21 protein-coding genes are annotated in these 25,535 nt (G+C 67.4%); 12 read left to right on the plus strand and 9 right to left on the minus strand.

Translation table 11 applies throughout. From position 1 onward, the window contains the following. Nucleotides 1–44: 44 nt before the first annotated feature. The 4 genes from IIE29_RS05360 (at nt 45) to IIE29_RS05375 (ending at nt 4,512) form a co-directional block, all read left to right on the plus strand. Nucleotides 45–902: a glycosyltransferase family 2 protein gene (locus IIE29_RS05360; protein WP_209324213.1), complete on the plus strand. Its 858-nt coding sequence runs from the start codon at nt 45–47 to the stop codon at nt 900–902. Continuing rightward, nucleotides 899–1,837 carry a prephenate dehydratase gene (gene pheA / locus IIE29_RS05365; RefSeq protein WP_209324214.1) on the plus strand — a complete coding sequence of 313 codons (939 nt, stop codon included), beginning with the start codon at nt 899–901 and terminating at the stop codon, nt 1,835–1,837. Before IIE29_RS05360 ends, pheA begins: the two co-directional genes overlap by 4 nt. A gap of 118 nt (nt 1,838–1,955) precedes the next feature. Continuing rightward, nucleotides 1,956–3,680: an FAD-binding dehydrogenase gene (locus tag IIE29_RS05370; RefSeq protein WP_209324215.1), complete on the plus strand. Its 1,725-nt coding sequence runs from the start codon at nt 1,956–1,958 to the stop codon at nt 3,678–3,680. Between the two features lies 1 nt (nt 3,681). Next, a complete protein-coding gene (locus tag IIE29_RS05375) occupies nt 3,682–4,512 on the plus strand; it encodes an SDR family oxidoreductase (RefSeq protein WP_209324216.1) in 831 nt (276 codons plus the stop codon). A 19-nt stretch (nt 4,513–4,531) separates the two neighbouring features. Here IIE29_RS05375 and IIE29_RS05380 read toward each other — a convergent pair whose 3' ends face one another. Both IIE29_RS05380 and IIE29_RS05385 read right to left on the minus strand, forming a co-directional pair. Further along, a complete protein-coding gene (locus IIE29_RS05380; protein ID WP_209324217.1) occupies nt 4,532–5,464 on the minus strand; it encodes an NAD-dependent epimerase/dehydratase family protein in 933 nt (310 codons plus the stop codon). Nucleotides 5,465–5,497: 33 nt separating this feature from the next. Then, nucleotides 5,498–6,277, minus strand: a complete 780-nt coding sequence (locus IIE29_RS05385; RefSeq protein WP_209324218.1) for an enoyl-CoA hydratase — start codon at nt 6,275–6,277, stop codon at nt 5,498–5,500. A gap of 107 nt (nt 6,278–6,384) precedes the next feature. Between IIE29_RS05385 and IIE29_RS05390 the strand changes: the two genes are divergently transcribed. Both IIE29_RS05390 and clpB read left to right on the plus strand, forming a co-directional pair. Further along, complete coding sequence (locus IIE29_RS05390; protein ID WP_209324219.1) at nt 6,385–7,962, plus strand: Na+/H+ antiporter; 1,578 nt, start codon at nt 6,385–6,387, stop codon at nt 7,960–7,962. 184 nt (nt 7,963–8,146) lie between these two features. Next, nucleotides 8,147–10,753, plus strand: coding sequence for an ATP-dependent chaperone ClpB (gene clpB, locus IIE29_RS05395; RefSeq protein WP_209324220.1), 2,607 nt, complete (start codon nt 8,147–8,149; stop codon nt 10,751–10,753). 87 nt (nt 10,754–10,840) lie between these two features. Here clpB and IIE29_RS05400 read toward each other — a convergent pair whose 3' ends face one another. The 3 genes from IIE29_RS05400 to IIE29_RS05410 all read right to left on the minus strand — a co-directional run bounded on the left by IIE29_RS05400 (nt 10,841) and on the right by IIE29_RS05410 (nt 14,139). After that, nucleotides 10,841–12,064, minus strand: a complete 1,224-nt coding sequence (locus IIE29_RS05400) for an HTTM domain-containing protein (protein ID WP_343071805.1) — start codon at nt 12,062–12,064, stop codon at nt 10,841–10,843. After that, nucleotides 12,054–12,842, minus strand: coding sequence for a DUF5819 family protein (locus IIE29_RS05405; protein ID WP_209324221.1), 789 nt, complete (start codon nt 12,840–12,842; stop codon nt 12,054–12,056). Before IIE29_RS05405 ends, IIE29_RS05400 begins: the two co-directional genes overlap by 11 nt. Nucleotides 12,843–12,951: 109 nt before the next feature. Next, entirely contained in the window at nt 12,952–14,139 is a 1,188-nt protein-coding gene (locus IIE29_RS05410) for a CaiB/BaiF CoA transferase family protein (RefSeq protein WP_209324222.1), read from the minus strand. A gap of 264 nt (nt 14,140–14,403) precedes the next feature. Here IIE29_RS05410 and IIE29_RS05415 point away from each other — a divergent pair, with 264 nt between their 5' ends. Together IIE29_RS05415 and IIE29_RS05420 are read left to right on the plus strand one after the other, a co-directional pair. Then, on the plus strand, nt 14,404–15,438 hold the full coding sequence (locus tag IIE29_RS05415; protein ID WP_246475764.1) for an agmatine deiminase family protein: 1,035 nt from the start codon (nt 14,404–14,406) through the stop codon (nt 15,436–15,438). Nucleotides 15,439–15,613: 175 nt separating this feature from the next. After that, nucleotides 15,614–16,027: a hypothetical protein gene (locus IIE29_RS05420; RefSeq protein ID WP_209324223.1), complete on the plus strand. Its 414-nt coding sequence runs from the start codon at nt 15,614–15,616 to the stop codon at nt 16,025–16,027. A gap of 107 nt (nt 16,028–16,134) precedes the next feature. Here the strand turns inward: IIE29_RS05420 and cls are convergent, their stop codons facing one another. Continuing rightward, the gene (cls, locus tag IIE29_RS05425) at nt 16,135–17,631 is read right to left on the minus strand and encodes a cardiolipin synthase (RefSeq protein WP_209324224.1); all 1,497 of its coding nucleotides are present in this window, start codon (nt 17,629–17,631) and stop codon (nt 16,135–16,137) included. Between the two features lie 198 nt (nt 17,632–17,829). Here cls and IIE29_RS05430 point away from each other — a divergent pair, with 198 nt between their 5' ends. Then, nucleotides 17,830–18,615, plus strand: a complete 786-nt coding sequence (locus IIE29_RS05430) for an NUDIX hydrolase (RefSeq protein WP_216629597.1) — start codon at nt 17,830–17,832, stop codon at nt 18,613–18,615. Nucleotides 18,616–18,675: 60 nt separating this feature from the next. Here the strand turns inward: IIE29_RS05430 and IIE29_RS05435 are convergent, their stop codons facing one another. Together IIE29_RS05435 and IIE29_RS05440 are read right to left on the minus strand one after the other, a co-directional pair. Next, nucleotides 18,676–19,551, minus strand: a complete 876-nt coding sequence (locus IIE29_RS05435) for an enoyl-CoA hydratase-related protein (RefSeq protein ID WP_209324225.1) — start codon at nt 19,549–19,551, stop codon at nt 18,676–18,678. A gap of 105 nt (nt 19,552–19,656) precedes the next feature. Next, the gene (locus IIE29_RS05440; RefSeq protein WP_209324226.1) at nt 19,657–20,883 is read right to left on the minus strand and encodes an MFS transporter; all 1,227 of its coding nucleotides are present in this window, start codon (nt 20,881–20,883) and stop codon (nt 19,657–19,659) included. Between the two features lie 204 nt (nt 20,884–21,087). Here IIE29_RS05440 and IIE29_RS05445 point away from each other — a divergent pair, with 204 nt between their 5' ends. Both IIE29_RS05445 and IIE29_RS05450 read left to right on the plus strand, forming a co-directional pair. Next, on the plus strand, nt 21,088–22,671 hold the full coding sequence (locus IIE29_RS05445; protein ID WP_209324227.1) for an FMN-binding glutamate synthase family protein: 1,584 nt from the start codon (nt 21,088–21,090) through the stop codon (nt 22,669–22,671). A gap of 158 nt (nt 22,672–22,829) precedes the next feature. Continuing rightward, on the plus strand, nt 22,830–23,399 hold the full coding sequence (locus IIE29_RS05450) for a dienelactone hydrolase family protein (protein ID WP_209324228.1): 570 nt from the start codon (nt 22,830–22,832) through the stop codon (nt 23,397–23,399). 7 nt (nt 23,400–23,406) lie between these two features. Here IIE29_RS05450 and IIE29_RS05455 read toward each other — a convergent pair whose 3' ends face one another. Beyond that, entirely contained in the window at nt 23,407–24,210 is an 804-nt protein-coding gene (locus IIE29_RS05455) for a 3-oxoacyl-ACP reductase (RefSeq protein ID WP_209324229.1), read from the minus strand. A gap of 197 nt (nt 24,211–24,407) precedes the next feature. On the opposite strand from IIE29_RS05455, the gene IIE29_RS05460 reads away from it, so the two are divergent. Next, the gene (locus tag IIE29_RS05460) at nt 24,408–25,421 is read left to right on the plus strand and encodes a hypothetical protein (RefSeq protein WP_209324230.1); all 1,014 of its coding nucleotides are present in this window, start codon (nt 24,408–24,410) and stop codon (nt 25,419–25,421) included. The last annotated feature ends 114 nt before the right edge of the window (nt 25,422–25,535 follow it).

The following is a 25,535-nucleotide window of genomic DNA, read 5'->3' on the forward strand; positions in this document are numbered from 1 at the left end:
CGTGCCCGCACCCGCCTCGGCGCCGGTGTCGGACAGGAGAATCCATGAGCGCACACCCGCACCCCGCCCCCGAGGCGATCGCCGCGATCATCCCCGCGATGAATGAGGCCCAGCGCATCGCTGCGACCGTCGCCGCGGCCAAGCAGATCCCCGGGGTCGACTTCGTCATGGTCGTCGACGACGGATCGGGCGATGACACGGGGGCCCTGGCCCGTCGGGCCGGGGCCGAGGTCATCACCCACCCGAAGAACAAGGGCAAGGCCGCGGCGATGATGACCGGGGCGTTCGCTCTGCGCAACCGGGAGATCTCCGATGCCGATCCCGGTGTCGAACCGAGCCATCGAGCGCTGCTGTTCATCGACGGCGACCTCGAGGACTCCGCTGTGAACACTGCGCCCCTGGCGGCCCCGGTGCTCGCGGGTCGTGCCGATATGACGATTGCGATCCTGCCCGCGCAGAAGCGCAGGGGCGGAGGGTTCGGCTTCGTCGTCGGGCTCGCGAAGAGGGGCATCGCCGAGCTCAGCGGCTTCGAGGCGACCCAGCCGCTGTCGGGGATGCGCTGCCTGTCCCGTGAGGCCTTCGATGCCGCACTGCCCTTCGCCGCCGGCTGGGGCGTCGAGGCGGCCATGACCATCGATGTCGTCAACGCCGGCCTGCGCGTGGCCGAGGTCGAATGCGACCTCCACCACCGGGTCACCGGCCGAGACTTCAAGGCACAGCTGCACCGTGCCGCCCAGTACCGCGATGTCGCCCGGGCCCTCCTCGTCCGCCGCCTGCGGGCCAAGCGCTCGGGCGCCGCGAAGGGATCCGGGAACGGTGCAGAGGCGAAGGGCTCCGGCGGCGGGACGGGTGCGAAGGGCTCCGGCGGCGCCGGCCACGATGGCAAGGAGGGCGGCAAGTGAGCCCGAGACGATTCGGCTACCTCGGTCCGGAGGCCACCTTCACCGAGGCGGCCCTGCTCAAGTACCTCGATTCCCAAGGGCTGCGGGAGACCGCCTCGACCGAGCCGATGCGCAATGCCGCCTCGGCGCTCGATGCGGTCGTCGAAGGTGACTGCGATGCCGCCGTCGTTCCGATCGAGAATTCGGTCGAGGGCGGGGTGCCGGCCACGATCGACGCGCTGACCGAACACGGACGCCTCCAGATCATCGCCGAGGTGCTCGTGCCCGTGCGCTTCGTCCTGGCCGTGAAGCCCGGGACCTCCCGCCAGGAGGTCACCTCCTTCGGCTCCCATCCTCATGGCGAGGCACAGGTGCGGGCCTTCATGTCCGAGAACTTCCCGTCAGCCGTCTACCTGCCCACGTCGTCGACGGCCGCGGCCGCCCGCGATCTGGCCAATGACGCCGGGGACCATGTCGCCGCCGTCTGCCCGGCCCTGGCCGCCGAGCGCTACGGCCTCGAGGTCGTCGCCGAGGACATCGGCGATCGCCAGGATGCCGTGACCCGCTTCGTCGTCGTCACGCGCCCGGGTCCCATCCCTGCTCCGACAGGTGCGGACAAGACGACCGTCGTGGCGGCTCTGCGCTCGGACCGGGCGGGTTCGCTGCTCGAACTGCTCGAACAGTTCTCCAGCCGCGGCATCAACATGTCCCGCATCGAATCCCGCCCCACCGGTGACGGGCTGGGTCTCTACCAGTTCTCGATCGACCTGCTCGGCCATATCCGCGAATCCCGCATGGCCGAGGCCCTGCAGGGCGTCCACCGGGCCGCGCTCAAACTCTCCTTCCTCGGCAGCTATCCGAGCGCCGACGGCGAACTCGTGCCGGTCGATCCGACGACGACGGACGAGTCCTTCGCATCAGCTGCGGACTGGCTGGAGCGCACGCTCCGCAGCTGACGTCCCCGCCGGTGCGGTCGGTGCACCCAGCCCCCGGCTGAGTCTGCGATACTGATGGCTACTGGAAGGTAGGCAGACGTCGGCTCACCGACCGACGGAGGCGACAGAGGAGTCGGCGATGAGTTCTTTCGGCAGCACGGACCGTGACAGCGGAAGCGATCCCTCCCCCGATGCGATCGTCGTCGGCGCCGGACTCGCCGGCCTCGTCGCCGCTCACGAACTCACGCAGGCCGGCAAGCGAGTCCTCATCCTCGACCAGGAGAATCGGGCGAACCTCGGTGGGCAGGCCTTCTGGTCGCTCGGCGGCCTCTTCCTCATCGACTCCCCCGAACAGCGACGCCTCGGAATCCGCGACTCCCTCGAACTCGCCAGAGCCGATTGGACCACCTCGGCGGGATTCGACCGGGACGAGGACCACTGGCCCAGGCAGTGGGCCGAGGCCTACCTCGAATTCGCTGCCGACGAGAAGCGCCGGTACCTGCGTGACCTCGGCCTGCGCCTGACCCCGATCGTCGGCTGGGCCGAACGCGGCGGCTCCGGCGCCGACGAGCACGGCAACTCCGTGCCCCGCTTCCATCTCACCTGGGGCACCGGTCCCGAGGTGGTCCGCGTCTTCCGCGAACCCGTCGAAGCCGCCGAGGCGAAGGGGCTCATCGACTTCGCTTTCCGGCACCGCGTCGACGAGCTCATCACCGAGGACGGAGCCGTGGTCGGCGTCCGCGGGCAGGTGCTCGCGGACAGCCACACCGCCCGTGGAGTGGCCTCGAACCGCGAGGAGGTCGAGGAGTTCGCGTTCCGGGCTCCCGCAGTCATCGTCACCAGCGGAGGAGTCGGGCACAACTTCGCACTTATGGAGAAGTACTGGCCGTCGGAGCGCCTCGGCGCGTTCCCCGAGCGGATGCTCGCCGGGGTGCCCGCCCACGTCGACGGACGGATGCTGCAGATCTCCGAGAATGCCGGGGCGAGCCTCATCAACCGGGATCGGATCTGGGCGTACACGGAGGGCATCGAGAACTGGAATCCGATCTGGCCGAACCACGGGATCCGCATCATCCCGGGACCGTCGTCGCTGTGGTTCGATGCCGAGGGCAATCGCTTCCCGGCCCCGAACTATCCCGGTTTCGACACGAATCGGACGATGCGCACGATCCTCGACACCGGGTATGACTATTCGTGGTTCGTGCTCAACGAGTCGATCATCCGCAAGGAGTTCGCGCTCTCGGGTTCGGAGCAGAACCCGGACCTCACCGAGAAGGACATCCGCATCACACTCGACCGAGTGCGTTCCTCCGACGCCCCGGCACCGATCGAGGCGTTCAAGAACTTCGGGGCCGACTTCGTCGTAGCCGAGACGACCGAGGAGCTCGTCGCCGGGATGAATGAACGCTCCCGCGGCCCGGTCATCGACCATGACCGGCTCGTCGAGCAGATCCGGCAGCGCGACCGGCAGACCGACCACGCCTTCTCCAAGGATGCGCAGGTGCAGGCGATCCACAACGCTCGGGCCTACCTCGGCGACAAGATCGTCCGCGCGGTCAAGCCGCACAGGATCCTCGATCCGGCACACGGTCCGCTCATCGCCGTGCGGCTGAGCCTGCTCTCGCGCAAGACCCTCGGCGGGCTCGAGACGGACCTCGACGGGCAGGTCATCGGAACGGACCGTGCCCCGATTCCCGGGCTCTTCGCCGCCGGTGAGGTGACCGGTTTCGGTGGGGGCGGCATGCACGGCTACAACGCTTTGGAGGGGACGTTCCTCGGCGGGTGCATCTTCTCCGGACTGCGGGCCGGCCGGGCGGTCGCGGCCGGGACAGCCTCACCGGCACCGACACGGAAGGAGAGCTGAAATGGCGGAATCGGCTCTCACCGTCCTCGTCACCGGCGGCACCTCGGGCATCGGCCGAGCCCTCGTCGAGACGCTTGCGGCCAAGGGATGCACCGTGCTCACGACCAGCCGTGACCCCGACCGCCTCGACCCGACCGACCGAGTTCCCGGGGTCCGCTACCTGAGACTCGACCTGTCCGATCCGGAGGGTCCGGACACCCTGGCCGGACCCGGCGGCCTCGGCGGCGAGATCGGCGACATCGATGTCCTCGTCAACAATGCCGGAGAGAGCCAGTCGGGACCGTTCGAGGAGCTGCCTGCCGAGGCCGTCGACCGGCTGTTCCGGACGAACGTCTTCGGACCCGTGCGGCTGAGCCAGCTCGTTCTTCCCGGCATGCGCAGGCGAGGATTCGGCCGCATCATCATGGTCGGGTCGATGCTGGCGAGCTTCCCACTCGCCCACCGCAGCTCCTATTCGGCGTCGAAGGCCGCCCTGCGAGGATTCGCCACGGCCGCGCGGCAGGAACTCTCCCCCTTCGGGGTGGGGATTAGCGTCGTCGAACCCGGGTCCATCGCCACGGGCATCGGCAGCCGCCGCACGAAGTACCTCGACGAGGATTCACCCTACGCGGCCGATGTGTCCACGATGCTCGAGCATCTCGACGCCAATGAGCAGAGCGGGATCTCGCCCGAGAAGGTCGCGGCCGTGATCGTCGATGCCATCGTCTCGCCCAGGCCGCGGGAGTTCTACGCAGTCGGCAGCCGCGCGCCGCTGCCGTTCCTGCTGGCGAGGGCGCTGCCGCGCGGTCTGATGTCGAAGATCGTCGCGGCGCAGCACGGCCTCCACCGTTGACCGGCACCGCTCGCCCGAACTACTGGAAGCGGGAGGGGATGAGATGTTGAGTCGTCGAGATGCCGAGCACCCGCTGCTGCCGTGAGAGATTGAAGGTCCGATCGTGCTGCAGGTACTCGACGAGGAAGAGCCTGGCCCGGTCTCCGCGCTTGAACATGCTCTTCACCTTGAGTCCGAGCTTCGCTGCGACCAGCGCCTTGTCCTTCGCCACTCCCTCGACGACGACCTGGTCGTAGCCCATCCGGGCGAAGTGCGTGACCACGGCGTCCTTGAGCCGGTACGGGGTGGGGTCGCCGATGTTGAACGGACCCGCCGCAGAAGGCACGTCGAGGCAGGCGAGCGCCGCCCGCACCACGTTGTCGACATGGGCAAGGGTGACTTTCTGGCGTCCGCCGCCGGGCAGGCGCAGCACACCTTTCTTCACAAGGCTTCTGAGGAACGGCATGAACATCGTCTCGCCAGGCCCGTACACTGCAGCGGGCCGGAGGATCGCGGCATCCGGTCGGATGCGGGAGACGAGCTGTTCGGCCAGGGCGTGGGTGCGCGAGTACGCGTCGTTGAACTCCTGGGGATCCTTCGGTCCGGCTTCCTCCCACAGCTCCGTGTGGGATTCGGACGAAGAGTAGACCGTCGTCGATGACAGGTGGACGACACGGGCTCGGGGGAAGGCGTCGAGGACATTGCGCGTCCCGGTCACCCGCACCTCATAGAGCGCATCGTCATCGGCGCTGACCGAGGAGATCCCGGCACAGTGGAAGACCGCCGTCGCCTTGGCCTCCAGCGACTGGACCGCCGGCGGGGCGGGCTCGGTGATGTCCCAATGCTGGAAATTCACCCCGGGGATCTCCGGATCACGCCGACACAGAGCGTAGACCGCCTCCTCCCGATCGGCCAGGGCACGAGCGATGGCACCACCGACGAAGCCGCTGGCTCCGGTCACGATCACCGCCATGACTTCCCCTCTCTCATCCGCATCGTCGATCTGTCAGCTGCGATGCTGCCACTGCGGTTCCCGTCTGCTCAGGAACGCATCGATCCCCTCCTGCGCGTCGGCTGCGACCGCATTGTGCGCCATCACCTGCGACATCCGCTCGTAAGCCTCGGCCACGGGCAGATGCCGCTGTTCGTAGAACGCGGCCTTGCCTATGGCAACTGTAGCCGACGAGGCGGCCGCGACCTTGCGCGCCAGGTCGAGTGCGGCGTCCTCGAGGTCGCCGTCGGCGACGACGTCGGAGACGAGGCCGAAGCGCAGGGCGTCGTCTGCGGAGACGAAGTCGCCGGTGAGGAGCATGCGCATCGCTGTCTTCGCCGGCACCGCTCGGGACAGCGCCACCATCGGCGTCGAGCAGAACAGACCGATCTTCACGCCGGGGGCGGCGAACCGCGCCGACTGTGCCGCCACCGCCAGATCGCAGCTCGCCACCAGCTGACATCCCGCGGCGGTGGCCACGCCCTGGACCTGAGCGATGACCGGCTGCGGGATCTGCTGGATGAGCTGCATGAGACGCGAACAGGCCTCGAAGGTCTGCTGCTGCGCTTCCAGCTCCGCCCCGCGGATCTCCTTGAGGTCATGACCGGAACTGAACACATGCCCGGCGGTGCGGAGGATCACCGCACGCACATCGGTGTCGCGCCCCACCTCGACGAGGGTGTCGATGAGGGCCTCCATCACCGCCTGGGACAGGGCGTTGCGGGTCTCGGGCTCATCGATCGTCACGGTCGCGACACCGTCGTCGAGCCGCGCGAATACAATTGATTCGGACATAGCCTCATTCTGCCAAAGGTCCGACTCCCTGTGCGGAATCTGCGCCTCATTTTCGCCCGCCGGGCCGCTTCCCCGACTCGGGCGAATCGGAACCGGGAGGGACTGCCATGACCACACTGCTGATGATCATCGGATTCGGAGCCGCCACCTCGGTGGTGGTCGGTCTGGGACAGAGACTCCGTCTGCCCTGGCCGGCGCTCATGGTCCTCATCGGCATCGCCGGCGCCTTCATTCCCAGCTTCGCCGACATCACCATCGAACCCGAGCTCATCCTGCCGCTGTTCCTCCCGCCCCTGCTCTTCGCCGCGGCCCAGAAGACCTCGTGGGCGCTCTTCGCCATCCGCTGGCGCACGATCCTCGGCATGGCCGTGGCCCTCGTCGGGGTCACCGTGGCCTTCGTCGCCGGTTCGGCGGTGCTGCTCGTCCCCGGGATCACGATCTCCGCCGCCATCGCCCTCGGCGCCATGCTCGCGCCGCCCGACCCTGTGGCCGTCGATGCCGTCGCCGGCACCGTCTCCATCCCGCGCCGGATCATGTCGACCCTGCAGAGTGAGGGGCTGTTCAACGACGCCGCCTCCCTCGTCATCTTCCAGACCGCGATGGCGGCGGTGATGACCGGCACCGAGGTGGACTTCGGACAGCTGCTGCTGTCCTTCCTCGCCTCCGCAGCCATCGCGATCGTCGTCGGTCTGTTCGTCACCTTCGTCGCCTGGTGGGTGATGGAGAAGATCGATCACACGATCGCCCGCTCCTCCCTCATGCTCGTCCTGCCCTTCGGCGTCTACCTCATCGCCGAGCATCTCCACGCCAGCGGAGTCATCGCCGTCGTCGTCGCGGCGCTGGAGATCCGCCGGCGCGATGTCGAGGGCAATTCGGCCGAACGCGTCACCCAGGCCTCGACGTGGCAGGTCCTCGAGATGCTCATCACCGGCATCGCCTTCGGCCTCATCGGACTGGATCTGCGCGTCATCGTCGAATCCGAGCACGCGGATCTCGGCCGCGCTGTGGTCGTCGGTGGCGTCATCGCCGTCATCATCGTCGCCGTCCGCTTCGGCTGGCTGCTGCTGGGCACTCTGATCGAGAGGAAGCGGACGCAGGACGATCCCGATGCCGCGCCCCTTGACATCCGTGACGCCACACTGATGACCTGGGGCGGGATGCGCGGGCTGGCCACCGTCGCCCTCGCGCTGTCGATCCCGGCCACGACGGACACCGGTCAGGCGTTCCCCGGCCGCTCCTATGTCATCGTCACCGCCGCTGTGGTCCTGCTCGTGACGCTCGTCCTCGCGGGGCTGACCTTCCCGGCCGTCGTCAACGGGCTCGGCATCGACGACGAGGCGGAGAAGGAGCAGCGGGCCACGAAGGAGATCGCACTGCGGGCCTACCGGGCCGCGATGCTCCAGATCCGGAACGACGACACCCTCCCCGACGAGGTGGTCGAACCGCTCCGCGTCCGGTTCCGAATCCTCCACGACCAGCTGCTGGGCACCACCGACGATCAGGCCAGCTCCGAACAGGCGACCGCTTTCAGGGAGCACCGCAAACAGCTCCAGCAGGTGCAGAAGGCGGCCATGCAGTCCGCTCGCGCCGAGGTGCTCAGAGCCCGTCGAGAGCGAGGCACCGATCCTGAGATCGCCGACAAGGTGCTCCGCCGCTTCGACCTCCAGTCCGTGCTCGCACGGTAGCGGGGTCGTCTGGTGACGATTGCGGACCGTCGGGCGGCAGCGTGGTCGGCAGGCCGCGAGCGCGGGCGCTTCTGGAACAAGGCTCTCATCTGATTTCAAAGTTGAGTGGAATAGACTCAACTTCATCGACGTTGTTCTTTTCGAGAGCTGATTTCAGCGAATAATTCTTCAGAAGGAGATGCGCATGGACGCACAGATGACAACCAAGTCCAGAGAGGCGCTGCAGGCGGCGGTCAACGATGTCGTGGCTCGGCACAACAATCAGATCGAGCCCGCCCACCTCGTCGCCGCCCTGCTGCAGCAGCCCGACTCGCTCGCTTCGAGCCTGCTGACCAAGGTCGGCGCCGAACCGCAGGCGGTCCTCACCGCGATCGAGACCGTCATCGGCGGGTTCCCCACCGTCAGCGGCTCCTCGGTGAGCCAGCCCAGCCTGTCCCGGGCCGGACTCGAGATGATGAACCTCGCGCAGGAGGAGATGACGGCGCTGGGCGATCAGTTCGTCTCGACCGAGCACCTGCTGCTCGCCGCGGCCGCCGGCAAGGAGGGCGCGGGCGATGCTCTGCGTGCCAACGGTGCCGGACGCGATGCCCTGGCCGCCGCCCTGCCGGATCTGCGCGGCGGGAAGAAGGTCACCTCGGAGAACCCCGAGGAGACCATGCAGTCGCTCGAGAAGTTCGGCATCGACCTCACCGCCACCGCGCGGGAGGGCAAGCTCGACCCGGTGATCGGCCGCGATAAGGAGGTGCGCCGTGTCGTGCAGGTGCTCTCCCGCCGGACGAAGAACAACCCGGTCCTCATCGGTGAGCCCGGCGTCGGCAAGACCGCCGTCGTCGAAGGACTCGCCCAGCGGATCGTCGCCGGAGACGTGCCCGAATCACTGCGGGACAAGACGCTCATCAGCCTCGATCTGTCGGCCATGGTGGCCGGGGCGAAGTACCGCGGTGAGTTCGAGGAGCGGCTCAAGGCCGTGCTCGAGGAGATCAAGAACGCCGACGGCCAGATCATCACGTTCATCGATGAGCTCCACACGATCGTCGGAGCCGGCGCCGGAGGAGACTCCTCGATGGATGCCGGCAATATGCTCAAGCCGATGCTCGCCCGCGGCGAGCTGCGGATGATCGGCGCCACGACGCTCGACGAGTACCGCGAGAACATCGAGAAGGACCCCGCTCTCGAGCGCCGGTTCCAGCAGGTGTTCGTCGGTGAGCCGAGCGTCGAGGACACGATCGCGATCCTCCGCGGACTCAAGGAGCGCTACGAGGCCCACCACAAGGTGTCGATCAACGACGGCGCCCTGGTCGCGGCGGCGACGATGTCGAACCGGTACATCACCGGCAGGCAGCTGCCCGACAAGGCCATCGACCTCGTCGACGAGGCGGCCAGCCGGCTGCGGATGGAGATCGATTCGGCTCCGGTCGAGATCGATGAGCTCCGTCGTGCCGTCGACCGCCTGAAGATGGAGGACATGGCCCTGGCGAAGGAGACGGATTCCGCCTCGCTCGAACGGCTCGGCGCCCTGCGTGCCGATCTCGCCGACAAGGAGGAGCAGCTGCGCGGACTCGAGGCGACCTGGGAGTCCCAGCGCGCCGGCCTCAACCGGGTCGGTGAGCTCAAGACCAAGCTCGACGAGCTGCGGTCGCAGGCCGACCGCGCCCAACGCGACACGGACCTCGAGACCGCATCCCGTCTGCTCTACGGTGAGATCCCCGCCGTGCAGAAGGAGATCGCCGAGGCCGAAGCCGCAGAGGCTCAGGCCGAGGCCGGGCAGAACTCGGATCCGATGGTCTCCGACAAGGTCTCCGGCAACGACATCGCCGAGGTCGTCTCCTCGTGGACGGGGATTCCCGCCGGTCGCCTCATGCAGGGCGAGGTCGAGAAGCTGCTCGGGGCGGAGAACGTCCTCGGTCAGCGCCTCATCGGGCAGAAGGACGCCGTCGCCGCGGTCTCCGATGCCATCCGCCGCTCGCGGGCCGGTGTCGCCGACCCCGATCGCCCGACAGGATCGTTCCTGTTCCTCGGCCCCACCGGCGTGGGCAAGACGGAGCTCGCGAAGTCGCTCGCGGACTTCCTCTTCGACGACGAGAAGGCGCTGATCAGAATCGACATGAGCGAGTACGGTGAGAAGCACAGCGTCTCCCGTCTCGTCGGTGCGCCTCCCGGCTACGTCGGCTACGACGAGGGCGGCCAGCTCACCGAGGCGGTGCGCCGACGCCCGTACTCCGTGGTCCTGCTCGACGAGGTGGAGAAGGCCCACCCGAGCGTCTTCGACATCCTGCTGCAGGTCCTCGACGACGGTCGGCTCACCGACGGGCAGGGACGCACAGTCGATTTCCGGAACACCATCCTCATCCTCACTTCGAACCTCGGTTCGCAGTTCCTCGTCGACAGGTCGCTGTCGAACGAGGAGCAGAGGGAGAAGGTCCTGGGCATCGTGCATTCGACCTTCAAACCCGAGTTCCTCAACCGTCTCGATGACATCGTGCTCTTCGATGCCCTCAGTCAGGACGAACTCGCGTCGATCGTCGACCTGCAGATCGAGCACATGTCCCAGCGGCTCTCGGATCGCCGGATCTCCCTCGAGGTCACTCAGGGAGCCGAGGACTGGCTGGCCCTCGAAGGCTACGATCCGGCCTTCGGCGCCCGTCCGCTGCGCCGCCTGGTCCAGCGCGAGATCGGCGACAAGCTGGCCCGGGCCCTGCTGGCCGGTGACGTCCAGGACGGAGACATCGTCGTAGTCGACCTGCCCGAGGATCCCGAGGCCAAGGGGCTGGAGTTGCGCCCGAAGCGGTGACGCGGCGCCTTCGCCGACGGCTCGGTCTGCGACGGAGAGCTCTGTATGCAAACAGAGCTTCCTGTCGCAGACCGAGCCGTCGGCGTTTCAGGAGCGCGACTTCACGCCGTTCGAGCGGTCCTTGCCCCCTGAGGCACTCGCGGAACCGGCTTTCGCGCTGTCCGGGCGCGGGGCCGATGACGCCCACCAGTGCCGCAGGTAGGCGCTGAGTTTCGCGAAGCTGCGGTCGCGGATGAAGATCGCGTCGACGGCGATCATCGTCAGCGAGAACCAGGGCAGGCCCATGAGCAGCGCGATCCCCAGGTGGAAGGAGAGGATGCCGAGCAGCGCGACGATCCGGGTGTAACGGTTGAACAGCATGAACGGGAAGGCGCACTGGAAGAGGATCGACCCCCAGGAGATCGCCACCACCATCGGCCCCCAGGTGGTCACCAGGTCCGAGAGCACCGGCCAGGTGCCGAACTGCTGCGTGTGCAGCGGGTTGTACACGGCGAATCCGTGCTGCCACGCGGTGCCGCCGGCCTTGTACAGTCCCCCGGACATGTAGATCGCGCACACCTGGAAGGCGAGCACGACGATGGCGAGGTTGTTGGCCATGATCAGCGCCCACCGCCACGCTCCTCCGTCCGTTTCGGGGAACCTGCCGGCCCGGCGACGACGGCGCGCGTCGAGCGACCACCGCCTGGTGGTGTCCGCGAAGAGGAGCGCGACCATGAACATGCGGTAGGCGTTGTCGCCCTGATCCCCGGCCCCGTCGTTGAGCTCGATGAAGCTCACCCACAGCACCAGGTAGATCGGCAGGACGATCCGCGTCCGCCAGCCGAGGATGATGACGACGGCCAGCAGTGCCAGGCCGATCATCATCGCCGTGAACAGCGGAGGCGTCGTCACTGCCCGGTGGAAGAGCGAGAACAGCCAGATGTTCGGGAAGTCGCTCTTCGGTTCGGCGATCTCGCCGTTCCAGGCGGCCCCCACACCGAAGGCGTAGTGCCGGGCGCTGAAATTCGTGAGGATGAGGCCGAGCCCGGTGAGGCCGATGAGGATCCTCGTCACCGCCAGCCCGTAGGTGGCGTGGAAGCGGCCGGTGAGCATCTCCTCGAGCCAGCTCCAGCCGCGCGCAAGCTTCGTGCACACCAGCGTGGTCAGCGGCACGAGCCCGATGTCGCTCGCGGAGTCCGCCGAGGAATCGGTTCCGCCGTCCCTCGCCGAGGCGGCCGGACCGGAGTGCCCCACCTCGGTCGCGGTGCCCGCTCCGCTGCCCGTCGATGTCATGCCTTCCCCCTCGCGCGGGGTCGTCTCATCACTGTTCACCGACGCACCTCACTTCGTCGGAGGAGCAGAAGTACTTCGTGAACTCCTCTTGGGACTGATGGTCTTCGACGACGAGCGCGCGCCATCCCACGGGAACCGGTTGGATGTTCGGGCGCTCGGCTCCCTTGTCGTTGCGCTCGGAGAAGGGCACCACGTTCTGACGGGCCGCCTGGTACTGGACGCGCTGCACGTCGTCACCCCAGATGGCCTTCGCCACCTGGGTCGCATAGGCCGTGGCCGTGTGCTCGTCCTCCAAATACGCCGCCACCGTGTTCTCCGGATCGTCGTACTCCTTGAGCTTCGTCTCCAGCCGGTCGACCGAATCATCGCCCTTGAAATAGTCGAGCTTGACGATCGCCTTCTGATCGTCGGGAAGCTCCTCCCAGGAGCCCTTGATGTCCGAGGCCACACCGATGCCCAGACCGGCCGAACGCGGCGGGAACAGCTTGTAGGTGGAGTGGTCGAGTTCGACGTCGGTGGCCCTGACCCACTCGGTGATCTCCTCACCGCTGTCGGTCCTGATCACCGCACGGACGTCGAAGTAGTAGTCGCCGTTGATCGGCTCGGGCGCGAACACGCTCCAGGACTGTCCCCACATCGGAATCATGTACTTGCTGAGCAGATCGCCCGGGATCACCTCCCGCATCGTCGAGGCAGGGGCGATCCACAGGAAGCTGGCGAAGAGGTGGAAGCCCGTGATCGCCATGGCGATCACCATCAGGGTCCGTTTCACCGCCGAACGTGGCCGAGGCGCGTCCTCGGTCGGCTTGTTGTCCATCTCGGTTCCGGATTCTCATCGACGTCTATGACAGCTGCCCTTCCCGAGACGGGCCCTGTCAGACTCGGTCCCGGCACCATCGGCGACAGCACACAGGGACAAGACTACTTCAGCCGCCGAGCGTGTCGCCCGAACGCAGCCACTCCTTGACCGCCTCGGTGCTCTCGCCCAAGGTCGGCGGGGCGAGTTCGTAGCTGGTCGGGGTCTCGGAGAGCCGGATCGGGTTGGCCACGGTGGGAATGACGCGATCGTCCGCACCCGCCTCGGCGACGGGCTCGAGACCCAGCGAGGTCGCCAGCTCCACGCCCTGGGCGATCGAGTTGATCGGCGCGCAGGGCAGACCCGCCTCGGTGAGGACGTCGAACCATTCCTGGTTCGTCTTCGCACTCAGCGCCTCGATCAGCTCGGGTTCGAGTTCGGCGCGATGGACGTTGCGGTCGGCGAAGTTCGCGAAGCGAACGTCCTCGGCCCATTCGGGATGTCCGAGGATTCCGGCGAGCCGGGCGAACTGGTTGTCGTTTCCGCACGCGATGATGATCTGCCCCTCGGCCGTGGGCATCGGCTGGTAGGGGTAGAGGCTCGGGTGCGCATTGCCCATCGCCTTCGGCACCACCCCTCCGGCGACGTAGGCCGAGGTCTGGTTCGCCAGGCCGGAGAGCGCCGAGGACAGCAGATTCGTCTCGACCAGCTGCCCGACGCCCGTGTCCTTGCGGTGGGCGAGCGCGGCGAGGATGCCGACCGTCGTGTGCAGTCCGGTGATCACGTCGACGACGGCGACCCCGGCCTTGACCGGACCGGATTCCTGCGTGCCGGTGACGGACATGAACCCGGACAGCCCCTGGATGAGCAGATCGTAGCCCGGCAGCGGATTGTCGCGACCGAAACCGGTCACCGATGCGTAGACGATGCCCGGGTTCTCGGCCTTGACCGAGTCGAAGTCCAGCCCGTACTTCGCCAATCCTCCGGCTTTGAAGTTCTCCACGAGGACGTCGGCGCGGGCGGCCAGCTGCTGAGCGTATTCGAGGTCCTCGGGATCCTTGAAGTCGAGGACGACCGAATGCTTGTTCCGGTTCGCCGTGAGGAAGTACGTCGCATCGTCCCCTCGCCGAGGCGGGGCCCAATGACGTGTATCGTCGCCTGTCCTGCCCTCGACCTTGATGACCGTGGCCCCGAGGTCGGCGAGCATCATCGTCGCGTAGGGGCCGGCGAGCACCCGGGAGAAGACGGCGACGATCGTTCCGGCCAGTGGCCCCGTCCCCCGCCGGCCGAATGATTCCTCTGCGTCCGCTGCTGACACCTGCTGCCTCCCTTGGCACGATCGACTTGCCTCTCCTCAGGCAGACTATACGGACTCACCTGCCCTCCCGCCCGACGGGGGTCGGTCCTGGTGAGGAACGGGGCGGTCCGGACTCGACGGCGACGGATCCCGGCCCGTCCCCGCAACGGTTTCCGTCGGCCGCCTCGGCGCGTGACTGGCTAGACTCGTCTGTACTGTTCGCACACCTCCATCCCGGGAGGCCGGCTCGGCCGTGGTCGACCGGGGACCGTCGAAGGGACAACGATGACGCTGCACATGCCCGCGGAGACCGCCGCCCAGGACCGCATCTGGATGGCCTTCCCGTCCTCCGGATACGCACTCGGCGAGACCGAGTCCGAGGCCGAAGCCGCGCGCTCCACCTGGGCCGCCGTCGCCCGCGCCACCAGCGAATTCACCCCGGTGACAGTCGTCGTCACAGAAGCCCAGACCGACCATGCCAAGCGCCACCTCGGCGAGGGAGTCCGCCACCCGATCACCGTGGTCAACGCAGACCTCGACGATGCCTGGATGCGCGACATCGGGCCGAGCTTCGTCGTCGACGAGACGGGCGGCCTGCACGCGGTGGACTGGGTGTTCAACGGCTGGGGAGCGCAGGAGTGGGCGAAGTGGGATCACGATGAGCACATCGGCCGGTTCGTCGCGGACCTGGCCGGCACCCCGGTGGTGTCCTCACAGCTGCGCAATGAGGGCGGAGGGATCCACGTCGACGGCAAGGGCACGGTGCTGGCCACCCGCAGCGTGCAGCTCGACCCCGGCCGCAATCCCGGGATGAGCGAGGCCGAGGTCGAAGCCGAATTCGCACGCACCATCGGCGCGCAGAAGGTGATCTGGCTCGATCACGGGCTGCATCGGGACAATCAGACCTACGGCACGCGCGGACATGTCGACATCGTCGCCGCGATGCCCAGCCCCGGTGTCGTCCTCGTCCACGATCAGCGCAATCCGGACCACCCGGACTTCGAATTCAGTCGCCGGCTCAAGGAGCAGTTCGCCGCCGAGACCACTGCCGACGGAACCCCCTTCGACGTGGTGCCGCTCCCCGCTCCTGAGGTGCTGCGCGACGACGAAGGCTTCGTCGACTACTCCTATGTCAATCATCTCGTCACCAACGGCGGAGTCATCGCATGCACCTTCGATGATCCGATGGACGCGGAGGCGGCCGCCGTGCTCGAACGCGTGTATCCGGGCCGGAAGGTCGTCGGGGTCGATGCGCGCGAGCTCTACGCCCGTGGCGGCGGGATCCACTGCATCACCCAGCAGCAGCCGAGCGTGGGCTGAGCGCAGCAGCCGAGCGTGGGCTGAGCGCGGATCTCTGCGTACCGCCTGACCTCGACACGGTATAAGCTGGTGAGGCAGGACACAGTCCCGTGCGCCGGTCACGCCGATGCCCGGATCTGTGTCGCGCATCAGTGCGGGAGACAGTGACGGCAACCTGCGAAGAGGAGTTAGGACAATGAAGAAGAGATTGATTCTCCTGGCCGGTCTCGGAGTCGGATTCGTTCTCGGATCACGCACCGGACGCCAGAGCTACGAACGGCTCAAGGCGCAGGCGCAGGAGCTGTGGACCGACCCTCGCGTCCAGGGCACCGTCGAGAAGGCCAACCAATCGATCCGTGAGAAGTCCCCGGCCGTCGCCGATGCCGTGCAGACCGCCGCCGACAAGGTCAATGCCGCCGCGGCCACCGGTGCCCCCGTGTCCGAGTTCGACGGTGATGAGGACGACCAGATCTCGGTGAACGGGCCTTCGTCGACGGGATCCTCGCCGAAGATCGAGCACACGCCTGCGTCCGAGGCCCGGGACTCGGTCGGTGATCCGGCGCGCCATCTCGATGACGAAGGACCCGGCGGCGTCGCCGACGACGACTGATACACGCGTCGCCCACCGCGACGCTCGCTGTGTGGGCACGCGGCATCGCTCACCGAACCACGCATCGCTCGCTGTGCGGGGCGTCGCTGCTCTGAACCGCGCCCGGGTCAGAGCAGCGAACTCGTCAGCCGCGCCACGTTCTCCACGTATTTCTTCAGCAGCGGTCGGTCGGCCCATTCCTCGGCGTCGAGTTCGACGGAGTTCGGAGCATAGCGCTCGGCCTCGAGCTCGTACATCCGCTGGGTGAATCCCTTGTTGACGATGAACATCGTGACCTCGAGGTTCATCGCGAACGAACGCTCGTCCATGTTCGACGAACCGATGATCGACACCTCGTCGTCGATGATGAGGAACTTCGAATGCAGCACAGTCGGAGCGTGGTACATGAAGATCCGCACCCCGGCCCGGACGAGCTCGTCGTAATAGGACTGCTGCGCCCTGTGGGTGAGCCAGTGATCGCCCGTCTCGCCCACGTACAAGCGCACCTCGACGCCGGACCGGGCCTCGGTGGTCAGCGCGTGGAGCAGCGACTCATCGGGGACGAAATACGGTGAGCACACGACCACGCTGCGATTCGCGTTGTAGATGAGATGGTTGAACAGACGCAGATTGTTCTCGTCCTCGAACCCCGGCCCCGAGGGCACGACCTGGGCCTGGATGCCGCCGGACTCGGGAGCCTCGAGGTCGAAGCCGTCGGGTTCGTCGACGATCTCGTCGGTCTCCGAATACCAGTCGGTGACGAACACGGCGTCGAGCTCCTCGACGACCGGACCTCTGCATTCGAGGGACAGGTCCTTCCACTGGAATCCCTTCCGCAGGTTGCGGCGCTTGTTGTAGGACCGGTCGATGATGTTCTGCGAACCGGTGAACGCGACGTCCCCGTCGACGACGAGGATCTTGCGATGATTGCGCAGGTCAGGGCGCTGGTACTCACCTCGCCAAGGGCGGATCGGCAGCGCCCGCCGCCACCGCACGCCCGAGGCATTGAGTAGTTTGACCAGCTCCGAGTAGCCCGGATAGCCCAGCGATCCGAGATGATCGATGAGGATGCGCACACTGACTCCGCGCCGATGCGCGGCCAGCAGCGAATCGAGCAGTCGCCTCGTCGTGTCGTCGATGGCGACGATGTAGAACTCGAAATGGACGAACTTCTCCGCCCGGTCGACGGCATCGGCCATGGCCTCCATGCAGGCGTGATTGTCGACGTGCAGCTCGAAGTCGTTGCCGTGGATCATCGGCAGGGCACCGAGGTCGAAGTTGAGCTGTGCGGCCGTGCTCAGCGGTTCGGACATATGGTCCCGCTGCCCGATGATCGCCCGGTTGCGCAGCTGATCGCGGATGAGGTCGTTGATCTGGGACTGCTTGTCCCGACGCCGTTTGGGCAGCTTCGCCGACCCCAGCAGCACGAAAGCCAGGATGCCGACATAGGGGATGAGGAAGATGGCCAGCAGCCAGCCCAGGGCGACCGAGGGCTTCCGATTGTGCGGAATCCAGCCGAGAGCGATGATGCGGATCACGAGGTCGCTGAGCACGAGAACGAAGATCAGCCAATTCGGCCAGGCCTGGTCGATCGTGAAGAGCGGATAGATTCCGAAATTGCCCATGACTCGCCCGTTCAGCCCCGCCCTCGTTCGTCGCCGGTTGGGTTCCTCACCTCAGGTTGAGGATCTCGCATTGCCTCCCATCGTATCCTGCCTGCGATCGCGCGCATCCATGCCCATGCCCTCTGACCACGGATGTCGCTCACTTCACGGGCCCGGCCCGGCCCCGACGGCCGTCTTGCGAGACCGCTCAGGACGGGCATGTCCACCCCACCGTCGATCGTCTCGACGGTCGCGGGCATACTGGGAGGCAACGACAAGCAGGTGAGAGCGAAGGTGCTGAGCGTGATCCGAGACATCAAGCCCGAGGGCTCCGACCCTTCGGACCTCGCCGACATCGCGAGCCGTGATCGCGTCGTCGCCGACGCCGCAGCGGTACCGGTCAGGCCCGCCGTCAGCGTGCTCATGCTCCGGGACGGACGCGAGGGCCTCGAGGTCTTCATCCAGCATCGGGTCTCGACGATGGACTTCGCCGCCGGCGTCGTCGTCTTCCCTGGCGGCCGGGTCGACCCCATCGACGTCGAGACCGCCTCGTCGATCACCGTCCCCGATCCCGCGGCGCACGCCTCCGCATGGTCGCAGTCGGCCATCGCCGAGGAGGCCGAGGGCTGGCGTGTTCTGCTCGCCACTGCTGCGCGTGAGGTCGAGGAGGAGACGGGTGCGGTGCTCGACCCGACCGGGCTGCGCCCCTGGGCGAACTGGGTGACCCCGCTGGGTCTGCCCAAGCGCTTCGACACCTACTTCTATGCGATCGCGGCCTCCGAGGTCGTCTCCGCCCAGCATCAGACGACGGAGGCCCACACGAGCGAATGGCGCTCGGTGACCGGAATCCTCACGGATGAGGGCGAAGGGCACCTCAAGCTCATGCGTCCGACGTTCGTGCTGCTGCGTGAGCTCGCCGACTTCACGACCGTCGCCGAGGCGCTCGGGGCCGAGCGGATCATCGATCCCGTCCGTCCGGAGTTCCCCTCCCGACGGGGCTCCTGAGTTCGGCTCTTCCCGCGACGGGTCCCGCTTCCCCGGTCACCGTCGGCTCCGCGCGGCGCCTCAGCCCTTCGCGCGGGCCTTCATCGCGGCCAGGCGCTCGGCCACGACCTGCTTCTGCTCCTCTGTGCCCAGCAGCTGGGCCAGGGCCTCCTGCTCGGCGTCGAGTCCGGTGCTCAGCTCCGACTCGTACGACAGGTCGACCAGCCGCTTCGCCCAGACGAGCGCCGATCGCGACCCTCCGGCGATCTGCCCGGCCAGGTCGAGGGCCCTGGCGACGGGATCCTCGGCGATCTCCTCGACGAGACCGATGAGCAGCGCCTCCTCGGCACCGATCGTGTCGGCAGTGACGATGAGCTTCTTCGCCTGTGCGGGTCCGACCAGCCGCGGCAGCAGCTGTGTTCCGCACATATCGGGGATGATGCCCCATCTGAGTTCCATGAGCGAGAGCTTCGCGTCGTGTCCGGCCACGCGCATGTCCGCACCCAGCGCGATCTGCATGCCGCCGCCGAGCGCGGCTCCGCGGACCGCGGCGATGACCGGCACCTCGATAAGCGACCAGATGTGCACGGCCTTCTGTGCCAGGGCGCGAGCGGAACCGAGTCGGGTCCCCACCTCGACTGCACTGGACACGGCGGCTGCGGACCTCGCACCGCTGTCGGTGTCGGGCTCCTCTTCGGAGGTGGAGCGGGTCGCGGCCCCGGCCTCGGCGATCCGTGCGAGTTCGGTGAAGTCGAGGCCGGCGCTGAAGGCGCGACCCCGGCCGGACAGCACTACGGCCTTGACCTCGGGCGCCTCCTTGAGCGCCAGTCCCGCCTCGACGAGGTCTTCGAAGACCTCCCGGGTGAGGGAATTGAGTTTCTCGGCGCGATCGATCTCGACGTGGGCGACGCTGTCTGAGATCGCGTAGACGACGGTCGAGTGCGTGGTCTGGGGCATGAGCGGGCCTTTCGGTGGCGGGGCCGGCAGAGTGATGTCCGGCGTCAGTATCGCGGAGACCGACCGCAGCGGGCCCGACGGGGGTCAGCGGCCCTGAACAGCCGATCAGCTGCGTTTCTTGAACCCTATCGGAGCGCCGGTCAGCGTCAAGACCAGGACCGTGACGAGGGACGCCGCGCACATCGCCACGACGCCGGGCCAGGCGAAGCCGACGAAGAGGACCGCTGACAGCCAGGCGCCGAGACTCGTGCCGAGGTAGTACACGGTGAGGTAGATGGCCGCCGAGCGCGTCGAATCGACGCCGGGTCGGGAGGCGCTGGCGGCCGCGGAGGCTCCGGTGTGGCCGAGGAAGAATCCTGCTGTCAGCAGCGACATGCCTCCGATGATGGCCGGCAGGGAGTCGATGAGAGTGATGCTCGCTCCGGCGAGCGCGACGACCATGCCGACGAGGGTGAGGCGGGTCCGGGAGTATTTCGTGGCCAAGCGGCCGTAGTAGGTGGTGACGACGGTGCCGACGAGGTAGATGAGGAAGAACAGCGCGACCGCGCCCTCGCTCATCCTCCAGGGATCCTGCTGCAGGCGGGTGCCGAGCATGGTGAAGGATCCGCCGAAGACGATCATACACAGGAACCCGGTGAGGTAGATCCGCCACAGGCCTCCGCGCAGCGGAATCACTCGCCGAGGCGGCCGGATATCGGTGGAGCTGTCGCCCGCCGTCCCCGCCCCATGAGCGGACCGGCTGCGAGCCGTCGAGAAGAGGTCGTGGCGCAGCAGCCAGACGACGATGAGGCCCAGGAGCAGGGAGACGGCAGCGGTGAAGGCGAGGCCGCCGTGCCAGCCGAGCACTTCGGAGGCCAGGCCGGTCAGCAGCCGCGAGCACAGTCCGCCGATCGTGTTGCCGGCGATGTAGACGCCGATCGCCCCGGGCAGGGCAGCCGAGGGCAGCCGCAGGGAGAGGTAGGCCATCGCCGTCGCCGGCACCGAGGCGATGGCCGCTCCCTGGAGGAAGCGGACGGCGATGAGCAGTTCCGGGGTCGGCGTGAAGGGCAGGACGAGGGCGAGGATCGCAGCCGCGATCACGCCGGCGCCGATCTGCCGCGCGTGCCCGATGCGCGGGGCCAGCATCGAGAACGGGACGAGGAAGACCGCCATGGCCACATTCGTCGCCGAGACGGTCAGGCTCGCCGTCGGACCGTCGATGCCGTAGGCCCCGCGGATGGCCGGCAGCAGCCCCTGGGTCTCGTAGAGGACGAGGAAGACGGCGACGCCGGCGAGGAAGACAGCAGCGACGGTTCGCCGAGTGCTCGTCGGACTCGGCTCGTCAGTGCTCATGGGCTCAACGCTATGCCCGCGGGGACCACGACCCCAAACGATTCCACGGCCTGACGCGTGTGAGACCGACCACCGCCTGGCCGGTGCAGCTCGATGCGAGGGCGATGTCTCTGCGGTCGGTTCCGGGCGTTCTCAGGCCTGCCTTTCCTGAAATCTGCGCGTCCCCGGTCTAGGCTCGAGATCAGGACAGTCCAAGGAGGCACAATGAAAAGGCAATTCCCCATTGTCCGGATCGCCGGCGGCGACTCGACAGGCAAGCAGGTCGCTGGCCTGGCTGCGGCCGCCTCGGCGCTCGGACTCGGCGCGCTCGCGGCATGGGATCTGGTGCAGAAGAAGCATTCGATCCTGCGCAACTACCCTGTCGCCGGACACGCCCGGTTCATGCTGGAGTCGATCCGTCCGGAGATCCAGCAGTATTTCATCGAACGCAACTGGGACGGGCGCCCCTTCAACCGTGACACCCGCACCACCATCTACGAGCGGTCGAAGGGCACTCATTCCGAGCACGCATTCGGCACCGAACACGATGTCGAACGCCCCGGCTACGAGGCGCTCATGCACTCGAACCGCCCGATCGCGAATCCCCCGCGGCCGCCGCGCGTGCGCATCGGCGGCGAGGAATGCACGCAGCCCTATGACATCTCGCTGCTCAACGTCTCGGCGATGAGCTTCGGCTCGCTGAGCAACAATGCCGTCCGCGCGCTGAACAAAGGCGCGGCGATGGGCGGATTCGCCCACGACACCGGCGAGGGTTCGATCTCTCCCTACCACCGCGAACACGGCGGCGACCTCATCTGGGAGCTCGGCACCGCGTACTTCGGAGCGCGCACTCCCGACGGCGCGTTCGACCCCGAGGTCTTCGCTGAGAAGTCGCAGGACCCGCAGGTCAAGATGGTCTCCCTCAAACTCTCACAGGGCGCCAAGCCGGGCATCGGCGGTGTGCTGCCCGGAACGAAGGTCACCGAGGAGATCGCTGAGATCCGGGGCATCCCCGTGGGCAAGACCTGCATCAGCCCGCCCGGACACAGCGTGTTCTCGACCCCGGTCGAGCTGCTGCAGTTCATTCGGAGGATGCGCGAACTCTCGGGTGGCAAACCGGCCGGCTTCAAGCTCTGCGTCGGCTCGCGCACGGAGTTCCTCTCGATCGTCAAGGCGATGGTCGAGACCGAGATCCTGCCGGACTTCATCATCGTCGACGGTTCCGAAGGCGGCACCGGAGCCGCTCCGCTGGAGTTCGAGGACAATGTGGGGCTGCCCCTGACCCAGGGGCTGATGATCGTGCACAACGCGCTCGTCGGGGCCGGGCTGCGCAAGAAGATCAAGGTCGGCGCCTCGGGCAAGATCGCCACCGGCACCGATATCGTCAAACGACTCATCCAGGGCGCGGACTTCACGAACTCGGCGCGGGCGATGATGATGGCCGTCGGCTGCATCCAGGCTCAGGTCTGCCATACCGGCAAGTGCCCGGTCGGAGTCGCCACTCAGAATCCCAGGCGCGTGCGCGCCCTCGATGTGCCCGACAAATCCGAGCGCGTGAAGAACTACCACCACGCCGTCGTCGCCGAGGCGACTCGTCTCATGGCGTCGATGGGCGCGTCCGGCCCCGAGGAACTGGAGCCGACCATGCTGCGCCGGAACATCTCGGAGTCCGATTCATGGTCCTATGCTCGCATCTATGACTGGCTGAAGCCCGGCGAGCTGCTGGGCAATCCGCCCGAGGAATGGGCGGCGGATTGGGAGACCGCCCGTGCCGATTCCTTCACCATCCCTCGCGGCCACAGCCGCTGAGACGGCGGTGGGCGGGGTCGCTTCGACGGTGGGGGCAGGCACTGAGCGCGACCGCCTCGGCGAAGGGGCGCTGGCGCTCAGCGCGACCGCCTCGGCGAACTACTCCGCCCCGCCGCCCAGGCCGCGCCGATCCACGTTCCCTGTTGTGAGGATTTCCTATGAGCACCCTCGTTCTGCTCCACTCCGCCCTGGGCCGCACCCCCGGCATGGATGCCATCGCCGAACGCTTCACCTCGGCCGGACACACGGTCCACACGCCCGACTTCTACGAAGGCAGGACCTTCACCACCGCCGAGGCCGGGGTGAGCCATTCCCAGGAGGTCGGGTTCTCGACCCTGGTGGACCGAGTGAAGGACGCCTGCGCTGACTTCGGTGACGAGCTCGTCTACGGCGGGTTCTCGCTCGGCGCTGCGATCGCGCAGCAGATGGGCAAGAACGACGCGCGGGCCAGGGGCGTCCTGCTCTTCCACGGCGGCGGCTTCCCCAAGCCGACCCGGTGGCAGACGCAGGTCCCCGTGCAGGCCCACTTCGCCGTCGACGACGACTGGCGCAGCCCCGGGACGGTCGAGACGCTGATGGAGTCGGCGGCGCGGGCGGGAGCTTACGCCGAGCACTTCCTCTACCCCGGCGGCACGCACCTCTTCAGCGACCCCACGACTGCCGACTACCGCGAGGACAGTGCCGAGCTCCTCTACGAGCGAGCCCTCGCCTTCCTCGCCCGCGGCTGAGTCCCTCTCACCCCATGACGAGGCCGTTGTCGACGATGAGGTTCTGGCCAGTCACCGCGCGGGATGCCGGGGACGCGAAGAACACCACCGCTGAGGCGAACTCCTCCGGGGTGGTCACCCGCCGCAGCGCGCTCGCCGCGGCGATCTGCTCGAAGACGGCCTCGGGAGTGGCCGAGGAGGCGTCCGTGGTCCGCAGCAGGCCTCCGGAAACCATGTTCACCCGCACCCCAGCGGGCCCGAGGTCCTTGGCGAACGTCCTGGTCAGAGACAGCAGCGCCGCCTTGCCGGCGGTGTAGTCGTGATACGGCACGACCGGGTCCTGGAACAGGTTGGTCCCGATGTTGATGACTCGTCCGGACCCGATCTTCCGAAATCCGTGCATCGCGGCCTGGATCGTGTTGACCGCACCCTCGACCGAACCGCGGAACTGATCGGCGAAGTCCGAGTAGTCGATCTCGTCGGCCGACTGGCGCTCATCACCGTTGAACGAGAAGTCGACCAGCGCATTGTTGACCACCGTGGACACGGGCGCACCGAACTCGGCGGCCGCCGCTTCGAACATCGCGTCGACGGCTCGCGAATCGGTGACATCGGCCTCGACGGCCACGGCACGTCCCCCGCGAGCGCGGACCGCCTCGGCGAGTTCCTCTGCCGCTTCGGCGGAATAGCGGTAGTTGACGACGAGCGCGGATCCTTCGATCGCGAAGGCCTTCGCGACCGCCGCGCCCAGGCCGCGACCGGATCCTGTGACGAGGACGACCTGCTCATCCAGGGGCAGGGCCTCGGAAGTGAATGCCTGGGCGTTGCTCATCACGTGTCTCCTTCGAACGTCGGTGGGCGGATCCCGCGGACCCGCTCCCAGCCTACCCATGAAACCGATGCCGCTGGTCGGAGCCGGTATTGCGGGACGGAGGAACGAGCGTCGGATGTCCGAGAACGTGCCAGGAGCGGCAAGAGTCCATAGACTGAACGAACGACCACCACCGCCCATCCCAGGAAGTCACCCTCATGAACGAGCTCGGCGCCGGCATCTCCATCGGAGTCCTCGCAGCACTCGTCGTCTTCGTCGTCTACCTCATCGCAGCGAAGCTCGGACGTTGGCAGCCACGGTCCCAGCCGGGCGGGCCGGGAGCACAGGGCGGCTACACGCAGGACCAGGGCGGGTACGGACAGGGCGGCTACACCCAAGCCACACGTCCCTGGAGCAGTGAGGACGAGACCCGCGTGCTGCCGAGCAGTGCGCGCGGCTATGACGACGCCTACGGGCGGGATGCCGAACTGCCCCGAGCAACGAAGGCCGAACTCGCTCAGAACATCCAGCACTCGGGCCAGATGGTCGAGGCGAACCGACGCGCCGCGACAGCCTCGAACGGCGACACCTTCGCCGTGTTCACCTATATCTTCGGCGCCGCGCTCATCGCCGTCGTCGCCTTCGTGTTCTTCAACAACCTCCTGCTCCCGGCCACCATCGGCGCCCTGACCGGAGCCATCATCTGCGTGGCCCTGTCGGCGACCTACACGCTGAAGTCCCTGGAGTTCTGGCCGGACAACGCGACGATCACGATCATCAATCTCATCGTGGCCCTGGCGGCATCGGTCTTCATGTACATCGGGTCCGTGCAGACTCAGCGCGACGGCATCAGCCTGAAGACGATCACCGACTCCTTCGACGCGCTGCCCTTCAGCGAGGGCTTCTCCGCCTTCGCCGTGGCCATCGGCGATCGGGTCGTGACCTTCTTCAAGGACTTCGGCTTCCTCGGCTTCGTCTTCCTGCTGTTCATGGGCATCGGCTGCGTCATCGTCGTCACCCTGGCGGCGAAGTCCCTCATCGACGTCATGGACTGGCGGATCTTCGCCCAATTCGGGCGCTTCGTCACCGATCGGCCGATGTCCTATTCGCGTGCCGTGCGCTTCCAGACGTCCAAGGTCTCGCACACCGTGACCTCGATCGTTCTCGCCGTCATCGCGGTCCTGGCATCCACCGGAATGCTCTACGACGGCTTCACCTGGTTCACACGCTGATGAACATCTCAGAAACCGGGCGCTAGGATAGATCCCGGAAATCCCCCGTCGAGTCGCGCCTCGCGTGCGTCCCTGCGGCCCAGACTGACACTGACGAACTACCCGAAGAGGGAT

The organism is Brevibacterium renqingii, from assembly GCF_017808095.1.
GTDB classification, from domain to species: Bacteria; Actinomycetota; Actinomycetes; order Actinomycetales; family Brevibacteriaceae; genus Brevibacterium; species Brevibacterium renqingii.